At 66.0% G+C, this 11055-nt stretch carries 9 protein-coding genes and 3 rRNA genes; 3 read left to right on the top strand and 9 right to left on the bottom strand.

The window, feature by feature from the left end; genetic code table 11:
* Positions 1 to 2: 2 nt before the first annotated feature.
* The gene (locus FDZ70_02490; GenBank protein ID TLM79806.1) at positions 3 to 233 is read left to right on the top strand and encodes a rhomboid family intramembrane serine protease; all 231 of its coding nucleotides are present in this window, start codon (positions 3 to 5) and stop codon (positions 231 to 233) included.
* Between the two features lie 9 nt (positions 234 to 242).
* Here the strand turns inward: FDZ70_02490 and FDZ70_02485 are convergent, their stop codons facing one another.
* Positions 243 to 635 (bottom strand): hypothetical protein, encoded by a 393-nt coding sequence (locus tag FDZ70_02485; protein ID TLM79805.1) that lies wholly within the window; start codon positions 633 to 635, stop codon positions 243 to 245.
* On the opposite strand from FDZ70_02485, the gene FDZ70_02480 reads away from it, so the two are divergent.
* Positions 586 to 2130, top strand: a complete 1545-nt coding sequence (locus tag FDZ70_02480; protein ID TLM79804.1) for a DUF1015 domain-containing protein — start codon at positions 586 to 588, stop codon at positions 2128 to 2130. The two genes, FDZ70_02485 and FDZ70_02480, sit on opposite strands and share 50 nt — an antisense overlap.
* A gap of 20 nt (positions 2131 to 2150) precedes the next feature.
* Here the strand turns inward: FDZ70_02480 and FDZ70_02475 are convergent, their stop codons facing one another.
* Both FDZ70_02475 and FDZ70_02470 read right to left on the bottom strand, forming a co-directional pair.
* Positions 2151 to 2384, bottom strand: a complete 234-nt coding sequence (locus FDZ70_02475; protein ID TLM79803.1) for a hypothetical protein — start codon at positions 2382 to 2384, stop codon at positions 2151 to 2153.
* 72 nt (positions 2385 to 2456) lie between these two features.
* Entirely contained in the window at positions 2457 to 2699 is a 243-nt protein-coding gene (locus tag FDZ70_02470) for a hypothetical protein (protein TLM79802.1), read from the bottom strand.
* A 28-nt stretch (positions 2700 to 2727) separates the two neighbouring features.
* Here FDZ70_02470 and FDZ70_02465 point away from each other — a divergent pair, with 28 nt between their 5' ends.
* The gene (locus FDZ70_02465; GenBank protein TLM79801.1) at positions 2728 to 3936 is read left to right on the top strand and encodes a hypothetical protein; all 1209 of its coding nucleotides are present in this window, start codon (positions 2728 to 2730) and stop codon (positions 3934 to 3936) included.
* A gap of 36 nt (positions 3937 to 3972) precedes the next feature.
* On the opposite strand, the gene FDZ70_02460 is transcribed toward FDZ70_02465, so the two are convergent.
* From FDZ70_02460 to FDZ70_02435, 6 genes are all read right to left on the bottom strand, one after another.
* Positions 3973 to 4542 (bottom strand): dCTP deaminase, encoded by a 570-nt coding sequence (locus FDZ70_02460; GenBank protein TLM79800.1) that lies wholly within the window; start codon positions 4540 to 4542, stop codon positions 3973 to 3975.
* Positions 4543 to 4636: 94 nt separating this feature from the next.
* Entirely contained in the window at positions 4637 to 6925 is a 2289-nt protein-coding gene (locus FDZ70_02455; GenBank protein TLM79799.1) for a vitamin B12-dependent ribonucleotide reductase, read from the bottom strand.
* Between the two features lie 262 nt (positions 6926 to 7187).
* Entirely contained in the window at positions 7188 to 7409 is a 222-nt protein-coding gene (locus FDZ70_02450) for a NifU family protein (protein TLM79798.1), read from the bottom strand.
* A 138-nt stretch (positions 7410 to 7547) separates the two neighbouring features.
* Positions 7548 to 7663 (bottom strand): 5S ribosomal RNA (rrf, locus tag FDZ70_02445).
* Positions 7664 to 7776: 113 nt separating this feature from the next.
* Positions 7777 to 10785 (bottom strand): 23S ribosomal RNA (locus tag FDZ70_02440).
* A 208-nt stretch (positions 10786 to 10993) separates the two neighbouring features.
* Positions 10994 to 11055: ribosomal RNA gene (locus tag FDZ70_02435) — 16S ribosomal RNA — on the bottom strand; the annotation flags it as partial.

Here is an 11055-nt window from a genome sequence, read left to right as displayed (position 1 = left end):
TCCTGCGCCCGCGGGCGCATCTCCGCGTGGCGGTGCTCGCCGTGGTCGTGCCCGTCGGCGTCACGCGGCTCCAGACGTGGTTCCTGCTCGCACTGTGGCTCGCGGCGCAGGTCGCGGCCGCGCTCGCGCCCGTGAAGCCCGGCGCGCTGCCGATCGCGGGGGTGGCGCACCTCGCGGGCTTCGCGCTCGGGGCGCTCGCGGGCGCGTGGCTGCGCTGGCGCGAGCTGGCCTGAAGCCCGCTCCTAGCGCTGCGGCTCGTCCATCTCCGCGAGCATGTCCTCGACGCCGTTGGCCGCCGCGAGCTCGCGGCGGAAGTACTCACAATACGCGTCGATGCGAGGGTCGTTCGCCTCGGAGGACGCCTGAGCGAACTCGATCGCGTCGTCGTCGACCTGCGCGATCACGAGGAAGCCGGCGAGACGGCGGTCGTCGTCGTCGGAGCCGTCGGCCTCGAGCGCCTCGAGCGCGGCGGCGAGCATCTGCGGCACGCGCGCGAGCACCGAGATCATCTCACCGCACTCGGGGCATTCGAACACGACCTCGATGAGGTCGTCGTCGCGCATGTAGACCGAACGGACGTCCTCGATGGAGACCTCGACGCCGCCGTCGTTCGGACACTCGATCGTGAACTGCATGGCGTCGCCACCTCCTCGCGATAGCACTCACTCGTTGTATCGTCATCCGCACGCCGCCGCCATAGCGACGGCCGTCACACTCGCGCGGGATGACCTCGGCCGTACCTGCCGCAAGCCGCGTGCCGAGGCGCATGCCGCGCGCCCGATGCACCGTGCTAGACTAGCGCGCGCACCCCCGCCCCTGCCTCAGAGAGCGAGTCGAGAAGTGGCCGTCGTCCGCCCGTTCCGAGCACACACCTACGCGAGGACGGACGCCGACATCAGCCGGCTGGCCGCCCCGCCGTACGACGTCGTCTCCTTTGCTCAGCGAGCCGAACTGCTCGCCGGTGACCCCGCCAACGTCGTCGCGCTCGAACTGGCCGAAGGCCCGCTCGACCCGGCCGTGCCGGGCAACCGCTACGAGCACGGCGCCGCGATCTGGGCGCGTTGGACGAGCGACGGCACGCTCGTCCGGGACGAGGAGGCGGCCGTCTACGTGATCGAGCAGCGCTTCGTCCACAACGGACACCCGGTTCGCCGCCGCGCGTTCGTGGCCGCAGTCGACCTCGAGCCGTTCGACGCCGGCGTCATCCTCCCGCACGAGCGCACGCTGCCCAAGGCGCTCGCCGACCGGCTCGCGCTGCTGCGTGCGGTGCGCGCGAACACGAGCCAGGTGTTCGGCCTCTATCACGACCCTGACGGCGCCACCGACGCGCTCTTCGACGCGGCCACGGCCGCCGAGCCCGTCATGCGCGCCACCGATGCCGACGGCGTGGAGAGCCTGGTGTGGGCGACCGCGGACCCGGAGGTGTGCGCGCGCCTCGCGGACTTCATGGCCGACGAGCGCATCTTCATCGCCGACGGCCACCACCGCTACACGGTCGCGCTCGCCTACCGCGACGAGCGCCGGGCCGCGAAGGGCCCGGGCGGCGAGTACGACGCGGTGATGATGGCGCTCGTGAACATGGACGACCCGGACCTCGTCGTACTGCCGTACAACCGCATGGCGCGCGCCGAGGGCGCGTTCGACCGTGACGCGTTCTACACCGCGCTGTCGGAGCGCTTCGAGATCGCGGACCTCCCGCCCGGCCATCCGCCCGTCGTGCTCTCGGCCGACGGCCCGCCGAGCTTCATCGTGAAGACCCGCGGAGACGACCGCCCCCGTGTCGCCACGCTGCGCGCCGACGTCGACCTCGACGCCGCGATCACCGCGCCGCACTCGCGCGAGTGGAAGGGCCTCGACGTCGCGGTGCTCCAGGAGCTCGTGCTCGACCCGCTGCTCGGCGTCCATCCCGACCGGCCCGAGACGCTCGACCGCCTGTCGTTCTCGAAGGACCCGCACGAGACGCTCGCGGCGGTCGCCGAGGAGGGTGATCGCGACGTGGCGTTCGTGCTGCGCCCGACGCGGATGGACCAGATGCGCGCGGTGGCGCTCGCCGGCGAGACGATGCCGCAGAAGAGCACGTACTTCTACCCGAAGCTGCTCTCGGGCCTGCTCTTCCGCGCGCTCGACTGACGCCTCGTCCGCGCCGGGCGCTACAGGTTCTTCAGCGCCCGCGTCTTCACCTTCGCGACCAGGGCCGCGCGCTGCTCGTCGTCGAGCGCTATCGCCTCGCTGTGGAGCACCTTCACGCGCGCGGTGACCGTCAGCGCTGCAGCGATGCGGTGCAGCGCGAACAGGAGGCAGGTGATGGAGCCTGCGAGGAACAGGCAGCTGAGCAGGTCGAGGATCCCCCCGCCGTCACAGCAGCCGTCGGACCGGTCCCACATGACGCCTCCCCTCGTGTCCGCAGCGGAGACTGCGGCCCTCTTCGTCTCTACGGTACCGCTGTGCGCGTGCCGTCACAGGCGCGGACCGTTCTCCAGGAAGAACGTGCAGTACAAGCAGGTCTCCTTGATGACCTGCGAGCGGTCGATCGCCGGGTCGAAGAGCAGGGCCGGATCGGTGGTCACCTCGTGCGTCGGACGCGGGCACGCGTTCGCGAACGCGCACTTCGTGGGGCAGCGGTCGTGGAAGTCGGTGTGATGGAGGCACTCCGCCATCATCTCCTCGTCACAACCGCGCTCTTCCCAGCACTTCGTCACGTCATTCTCCTCGTCGGTCCGGTGCGCGATGTCACGTCACGATACTACGGGGCCGCCCCGCGCGCGTCCGCGCGGCAGGTATACTCTGCGGCGCGTCGAATGTGTTCTTCGCGCGGGGGAGCCTCAAGGCCGCCCTCCTTGGGCGGACTGGAGTCACATGCAGCACATGGCGGACCACTACCGGACGGTGGTCGTGGGAGCGGGCCCGGCGGGCGTCATGGCGGCCGCCGAGGCGGCCCGCACCGGAGACGTCCTCCTCGTCGACGCATCGGAACTGCCGCGCGACAAGAGCTGCGGCGGGATGCTCAACCGCTACGCGCAGGAGTTCCTCGCGCCTTTCGGAGCGGTGCCCGACGACATCGTGCTCGAGCCGAGCCACGTGAACTTCCGCTACGTGGACTGGGACCGGTGCATCGACCGTGCCACCGAGCTGCGCTTCCTCAACATCGACCGGGCCGGCTTCGACGCGTGGCTGCTGTCATGCCTCCCGGACCACGTGCACGTCGCCGCCGCGACGCGCCTCACCGCACTCGCGCAGGACGCCGACACCGTCACCGCGACCTTCGAGAACGGCGGCGTACGGGAGGTGCGCTGCGACGCGCTGGTCGGTGCGGACGGCGCGCGCTCCCGAGTGCGTCGCGAACTCGGGATCACAGCGACCTCCACGTATGTCACCCTCCAGGACTTCGTGACGCTTCGCGGCGGCCTGCCGCCGTACTTCGACTGCATCTACCTGCGCGGCGTGGGCGACAGCTTCGCGTACGCGTACGTCGTGCCGAAGGGCGACACGGCCATCATCGGCTCGGTCTTCTACCCGAAGACCAAGCACCCCCACACGATCCACGAGGAGGTCTGCGCCGTGTTGCGGGCCGCGCTGCCTCAGCTCGGCGAGACCGTGAAGCGGGAGGCCGCTGCGGCCCTGTCCGTGCGCTCGCCCGGCGACGTCGTGTGCGGCTCGGGCCGCGTCCTGCTCGCCGGCGAGGCGGGCGGCTTCATGTCGCCTACCTCCGGCGAGGGAATCTCCTACGCGATGAACACCGGCATGCTCGCCGGGCGCGCGGTCGCCGAGACCGGCGGCACGGGCGCGCTCGCGGCGTACTCCGCGTCGGCCGCCCGCGTGGGCCGGAACATCACGCGCAAGTTGAAGTGGCTGCCGTTCATGGAGTCGCGCGCGGGCAAGTACCTCGCCGGCTTCGTGCCCGCCCCGGTGGTCTCGAAGGTGACGCTCGGGCTCTGACGGCTGCAGCCCGCAGGCGCCAAGCCCCCGCCCCGGCTACTCCGCGCGGCGTCCCAGGTGCGAGCGGCTCGGCGTCGGGTCGTACTGCCCCTGATAGCGCGAGCCGAGGCCCGGGCTGCCGTACGGCCGGTCCACCGGCGTCGTCATCCTCGTGAACGAGACCTGGCCGATCTGCATCCCGGGCGTGAGCACGATCGGCAGGTTCGCGACGTTCGACAGCTCGAGTGTGAGGTGACCCTCCCAGCCCGGGTCGACGTAGCCCGCGGTCGAGTGGATGAGCAGGCCGAGCCGCCCCAGCGAGCTCTTCCCCTCGAGGCGCGCGACGATGTCGTCGGGCAGCGTGATGCACTCGACGGTCGTTCCGAGCGCGAACTCGCCCGGGTGCAGGACGAACGGCTCCTCGACCGAGCCCTCGACCATGTCCATCAGGCCGTCCTGCTCGCGCGAGGGATCGATGAACGGGTAGCGCGAGTTGCGGAAGACCTGGAAGCGCGAGCCGAGGTGCAGGTCGATGCTCGACGGCTGGATGTCGTCGGGGTCGAGCGGATCGACGTTGATGCGGCCGGCGGCCAGCAACTCCTTGATGGTGCGGTCTGAAAGGACCATGGCGGTCGCTCCCTGAGGATCGAGGCGGTCACGCATCGGTGCGGGCCGGGCGTGTCCCCGGCCCGCACCGACGGTATCAGGTTCTACACGCGCACTACGCGCACTTGCTGTAGCCGCACCCGTGGCACACGGAGCAGCCGCTCTCGTGCTCGAGCGCACCGCCGCACTCGGGGCACGCACCGGTCTTGTACACGAGCGAGTCGGTGGAGCGCGTCACCATGTCGGGGGACTCGCCGGTCTTGATGAAGTGCAGCGTCTGGTCCATCACGATGCCGACCGCGTCGGCACACGACAGGACGTTGCCGCCCTTGGCCCACGCGGGGCTCGGGCACCGGATGCCGCGCAGCTGCTTGACGACCGCCTCGGGGTCGACCCCGGAGCGCAGGGCCGCCGAGATGATCCGCGACAAGGCCTCGGACTGCGATGCGGCACACCCGCCGGACTTGCCCATCGAGGTGAACACCTCGCACATCCCGACTTCGTCCCAGTTGATGGTGACGTAGAGGTTGCCGCAGCCGGTCTGGATCTTGGTCGTGCGCCCCTCGGTCACCGCCGGACGCGGACGCGGCTCGATCTCGCCGTGGACGCCCGCCGTCCCGTCGGCAGCCGTACCGCCGGACGCGGACTTGCCGGTGGTCAGGACCTGGCCGGCCTTGCTGCCGTCACGGTAGATCGTGACGCCCTTCACGCCGAGGTCGTGCGCCAGGTCGTACACCTCACGCACGTCGTCGGCGGTCGCCTCGTTCGGGAAGTTGACCGTCTTGGACACGGCGTTGTCGGTGAACTTCTGGAACGCGGCCTGCATCCGCACGTGCCACTCCGGGGTGATGTCGTGCGCCGTGCGGAACAGCGCGCGGACCTCGGCCGGGATGTCCTCGATGCCGTCGACCGTGCCGTGGTCCGCGATGCGCTCCATCAGCTCAGGGCTGGAGAAGCCCCCACGGACCGCCATCTCCTCGAACAGCGGGTTCACCTCGACGAGGCGGTCGTTGTCCATGACGGTCCGGATGTAGCTCACCGCGAACAGGGGCTCGATGCCGCTGCTGCAGTTCGCGATGATCGAGAGCGTGCCGGTCGGCGCGATGGTGGTGACGGTCGCATTGCGCATCGGCCGGCCGTCGGGCGAGTCGTAGATCGACCCGGCGAAGTTCGGGAACGTGCCGCGCTCGCCCGCGAGCGTCTCGGACGCCTGACGCGCCTCGGCCTCGATGAAGCCCATGACCTTCTCGCCGAGCGCCACAGCCTCCTCGCTGTCGTACGACACGCCCATCTTGATGAGCATGTCCGACCAGCCCATGACCCCCAACCCGATCTTGCGGTTGCCGCGCGCGAGCTCGTCGATCTTGGGCAGCGGGTACTGGTTGACCTCGATCACGTCGTCGAGGAAGCGGACCGCGCGGTGCACCACGTCGCCGAGGCGGTCCCACGCGACGTCCGGCGAACCGTCCTCCTTCGCGGTCACGAACCTCGCGAGGTTGACCGAGCCGAGATTGCACGCCTCGTACGGCAGGAGCGGCTGCTCGCCGCAGGGGTTGGTCGACTCGATCTCGCCGAGCAGCGGCGTCGGGTTGTCCCGGTTCATGCGGTCGATGAAGATCAGGCCCGGGTCGCCGGTCGCCCACGCCATCTCGATGATGAGGTCCCACACCTCGCGCGCGTCGAGCTGCCCGCACGGCTCCTTCGAACGCGGGTTGATGAGGTCGTACCCGGTCCCCGCCCGCACCGCGTCCATGAACTTCTCGGTGACGGCGATCGAGATGTTGAAGTTCGAGAAGTCACCGGTCTCCTTGCACCTGATGAAGTCCAGCACGTCCGGGTGGTCCACGCGCAGCACGCCCATGTTGGCGCCGCGGCGCGTGCCGCCCTGCTTGACCGCCTCGGTCGCCTGGTTGAACACGCGCATGAACGAGACCGGTCCGCTGCTGACGCCCTGCGTCGAGCGGACCTGGTCGCCGGTCGGGCGCAAGCGTGAGAAGGAGAAACCGGTGCCGCCGCCGGACTTGTGGATGATCGCGGTGTCGCGCACGGCGCCGAAGATCGACTCCATCGAGTCCTCCACCGGCAGTACGAAGCACGCCGACAGCTGCTGAAGCTCACGGCCGGCGTTCATGAGCGTCGGCGAGTTCGGCAGGAACTCGAGCGACGTCATCAGCTGGTAGAAGTCCACCGCGTAGCGCGCCACGCCCGCCGGGTCCGCGCCGAAGCGCGACTCCGCCGAGGCGATGTTCTCCGCGACGCGGATGAACATGTCGGACGCCAGCTCGATCGGGTTGCCGTCGTCGTCCTTGCGCAAGTAGCGCTTCTGGAGGACCTTCAGCGAGTTCGGAGACAGCGTCTCGTCGATCGCGCGGTCATAGGTGATGCTTTCCGTTGCGTCGGCCATGAGGCCCTCCTCCTGCGTGTTCCCCTCGAAGCGGCGCTCACAGCCGCGCCACACAAGATGTTGTGGCCTTGCGAGTCTAAACGCACATCATCTAGTGCGTCAACGGGAGCCCGCGTTTTTCGCGCGCGCGACCCGACGAACGGCGCCTGACGGCTCCGAACGGCGGTCCTCACCCGTTCCGCGGCGCCACGCGGGCGCCTGACGGAACGCGAAGGGCCGGCCCCAACGGGACCGGCCCTCGTGACGTGCGATCGCCTCGGAGCTAGACGGGCTCGACCCGCAGGACCTCCGGGACCTCTTCCTTGAGCACCCGCTCCACTCCGTTGGCGAGCGTGATCTGGGACATCGGGCAGCCGCGGCACGCGCCGACGAGCTGGACCTTCACGACGCCCTCGTCGGTCACTTCGACGAGCTCGACGTCGCCGCCGTCGGCCTGCAGCGCCGGACGGATCTTGTCCAGGGCAGCCTGTACGCGCTCTCTCATGGTGAAGCACTCCTCTCCCGGCGACCGTGCGCCGGACGTACCGTCGTGGTGCAGGGTAGCAGAATCCTTACCACTCCGCTAGGAATACCCGGCCGGTCGGTTCCGGGCACCTCAGGACACGCGAAAGCCGCCGGATGTGCTCAGCGACGTCCTACTCTCCCGCGGCCTGACGCCGCAGTACCATCGGCGCTGGAGGGCTTAACTACCGAGTTCGGTATGGGATCGGGTGTACCCCCTCCGCCATGGTCACTGAGCACATCCGACGGCTTCCGTCGGACGCGATCACACGTATCGCGTTGTCAAAGTCATGCTGCCGCCGGGTGCACACGCACCCTGGGAGCTGCATAGCGCTCGATCTTGAATCGGAATAGAAGGTCAAGGCCTCGGCCGATTAGTACCGCTCGGCTGAACGCATTGCTGCGCGTACACCTGCGGCCTATGTACCTCGTAGTCTACGAGGGGCCTTACCTGGTTGACCCAGTGGGAGATCTCATCTTGGGAAGGGCTTCCCGCTTAGATGCTTTCAGCGGTTATCCCGACCGAACGTAGCTACCCAGCGGTGCCGCTGGCGCGACAACTGGTACACCAGAGGTTCGTCCATCCCGGTCCTCTCGTACTAGGGACAGCATCCCTCAAATCTCCTACGCCCACGGAGGATAGGGACCGAACTGTCTCACGACGTTCTAAACCCAGCTCGCGTACCGCTTTAATTGGCGAACAGCCAAACCCTTGGGACCTACTACAGCCCCAGGATGCGATGAGCCGACATCGAGGTGCCAAACCTCCCCGTCGATGTGAACTCTTGGGGGAGATCAGCCTGTTATCCCCGGAGTACCTTTTATCCGTTGAGCGACGGCCATTCCACTCTGAGCCGCCGGATCACTAGAGCCTACTTTCGTACCTGCTCGACTTGTGGGTCTCGCAGTCAAGCCCGCTTATACTCTTGCGCTCTACGAACGATTGCCAACCGTTCTGAGCGGACCTTACGCGCGCCTCCGTTACATTTTGGGAGGCGACCGCCCCAGTCAAACTACCCACCTGACACGGTCCCCGACCCTGATTCAAGGTGCCGGGTTAGGCCTCCAGCTCGCCGAGGGTGGTATTCCAAGGTTGGCTCCACCAGGGCTTGCGCCCCAGCTTCACAGCCTCCCACCTATCCTCTACACGACGAACCAAAGACCAATGTCAAGCTGTAGTAAAGGTTCACGGGGTCTTTCCGTCCTTCCGCGGGGAATTCGCATCTTCACGAATAGTGCAATTTCGCCGAGTCTACGGTTGAGACAGCGCCCAAGTCGTTACGCCATTCGTGCAGGTCGGAACTTACCCGACAAGGAATTTCGCTACCTTAGGACCGTTATAGTTACGGCCGCCGTTTACTGGGGCTTAGATTCAGAGCTTCGCCTTGCGGCTGACCCCTCCTCGTAACCTTCCAGCACCGGGCAGGCGTCAGACCCTATACGTCGTCTTACGACTTAGCAGAGTCCTGTGTTTTTAGTAAACAGTCGCTTGGGCCGTTTCACTGCGGCCTCAGCCGGCTGCACCGCGAAGGTGTTCACCAGCCGAGGCGCTCCTTCTCCCGAAGTTACGGAGCCATTATGCCGAGTTCCTTAACCGTAGTTCTCTCGATCGCCTTGGTATTCTCTACCTGCCTACCTGTGTCGGTTTGGGGTACGGGCACCGACAGAACTCCCTAGAGGTTTTTCTTGAAAGTATGGGATCACTGACTTCACTCTATCGCTTCGTCATCAGCTCTCAGGCATCGTGTGAGACGGATTTGCCTATCTCACGCCCTACAGCCTTTCACGCGGACGTCCAGAACCGCGCTCAGCTACCCTTCTCCGTCACCCCATCGGTAATAACGCTCTGCCAGTGGTACAGGAATGTCTACCTGTTGTGCATCGACTACGCCTTGCGGCCTCGCCTTAGCTCCCGACTGACCCTGGGAGGATTAGCCTTGCCCAGGAACCCTTAGGCTTACGGCGGAAACGTTTCTCGCGTTTCTCTCGCTACTCATGCCAGCATTCGCTCTTCTGTCCAGTCCACCGACGGTCACCCGCCGACTTCAGCCCGAACAGAATGCTCCCCTACCACCCCACATACGTGAGGTCCGCCGCTTCGGTACCATGCTTGAGCCCCGTGAATTGTCGGCGCATGTCCACTTGACCAGTGAGCTATTACGCACTCTTTAAATGGTGGCTGCTTCTAAGCCAACATCCTGGTTGTCTGAGCAAACGCACATCCTTTGCCACTTAGCATGGACTTAGGGACCTTAGCGGGCGGTCTGGGCTGTTTCCCTCTCGAGTACACAGCTTAGCCCACATACTCTGACTCCCGATCTCTTGAGTACCGGCATTCGGAGTTTGATTGACTTCGGTAAGCGGTGAAGCCCCCTAGGCCATTCAGTGCTCTACCACCGGAACTGAACGATCGAGGCTAGCCCTAAAGCTATTTCGGGGAGAACGAGATATCTCCAGGTTTGATTAGCCTTTCACTCCGATCCACAGGTCATCCCCTCCGTTTTCAACCGAAGTGGGTTCGGCCCTCCACGAGGTCTTACCCCCGCTTCAGCCTGCCCATGGATAGATCACCTGGCTTCGCGTCTACGACGTGTGACTGAGCGCCCGTTTAAAGACTCGCTTTCGCTGCGGCTCGCTTTAAGCTTAACCTTGCCACACACCGTAACTCGCTGGCTCATTCTACAAAAGGCACGCCGTCACCCTGCCTGGATCCGAAGATCCGGGCTTTCCGGGCTCCGACTGCTTGTAGGCACACGGTTTCAGGTACTATTTCACTCCCCTCTCGGGGTGCTTTTCACCTTTCCCTCACGGTACTGGTTCACTATCGGTCGCTGGAGAGTATTTAGCCTTGGAGGGTGGTCCCCCCAGATTCCTACAGGATTTCACGTGTCCTGCAGTACTCGGGTGATCATCACAGGAGTCGACGCCCTTTCACGTACGGGGCCTTTACCCTCTATGGCCGGCGGTTCCACGCCGTTCCGTTAGCACGTCGATTTGTAACTCCACCCCAGGTCTGTGGTCCTGAGACGATGACTCCCACAACCCCGCATGCAGCAACGCCCACAGGCTATACGCGTACATGGGTTTAGGCTGTTCCCCGTTCGCTCGCCACTACTAGGGGAATCTCGGTTGATTTCTCTTCCTCGGGGTACTTAGATGTTTCAGTTCCCCCGGTTGCCTCCACCCTGCCTATGTGTTCAGCAGGGGGTAACTGGGCATGACCCCAGCTGGGTTTCCCCATTCGGACATCCCCGGATTGACGGTAGTTTGCACCTACCCGGGGCTTATCGCAGCTTGCCACGTCCTTCATCGGCTTCCAGCGCCAAGGCATCCACCGTGCGCCCTTAATACCTTGACCTATGCTCTATTCGTTTTCGCGATCTTGCGCTATGCAGCTCTCAAGGTGCGTGCGCGCCCCGGAGGGCGCGCCAGGGCCTGAACCCTGAAGACCGGATACCGTGACGCCTCCACTGAAGGAGGCCGAAGGAGCCAGATCGACATTCGGCTCTAGGGCCCCGGGAGCTAGGCTCCACCGGGACGCCGCCGACCTCGAGAGGCCGGCGCCTGAGCTCCCTAGAAAGGAGGTGATCCAGCCGCACCTTCCGGTACGGCTACCTTGTTACGACTTC

It is taken from the genome of Actinomycetota bacterium (genome assembly GCA_005774595.1).
Taxonomy (GTDB): Bacteria; Actinomycetota; Coriobacteriia; order Anaerosomatales; family D1FN1-002; genus D1FN1-002.
This window is presented reverse-complemented; position numbering and strand designations above follow the sequence as displayed.

Excerpts from the sequence above, each read along its gene's own strand:
- FDZ70_02480 (TLM79804.1), top strand. The coding sequence starts at position 586 with ATGGAGACCTCGACGCCGCCGTCGTTCGGACACTCGATCGTGAACTGC.
- FDZ70_02485 (TLM79805.1), bottom strand. The coding sequence starts at position 635 with ATGCAGTTCACGATCGAGTGTCCGAACGACGGCGGCGTCGAGGTCTCC.
- FDZ70_02475 (TLM79803.1), bottom strand. The coding sequence starts at position 2,384 with ATGTGGGACCGGTCCGACGGCTGCTGTGACGGCGGGGGGATCCTCGAC.
- FDZ70_02465 (TLM79801.1), top strand. The coding sequence starts at position 2,728 with ATGTCACGTCACGATACTACGGGGCCGCCCCGCGCGCGTCCGCGCGGC.
- FDZ70_02460 (TLM79800.1), bottom strand. The coding sequence starts at position 4,542 with ATGGTCCTTTCAGACCGCACCATCAAGGAGTTGCTGGCCGCCGGCCGC.
- FDZ70_02455 (TLM79799.1), bottom strand. The coding sequence starts at position 6,925 with ATGGCCGACGCAACGGAAAGCATCACCTATGACCGCGCGATCGACGAG.
- FDZ70_02450 (TLM79798.1), bottom strand. The coding sequence starts at position 7,409 with ATGAGAGAGCGCGTACAGGCTGCCCTGGACAAGATCCGTCCGGCGCTG.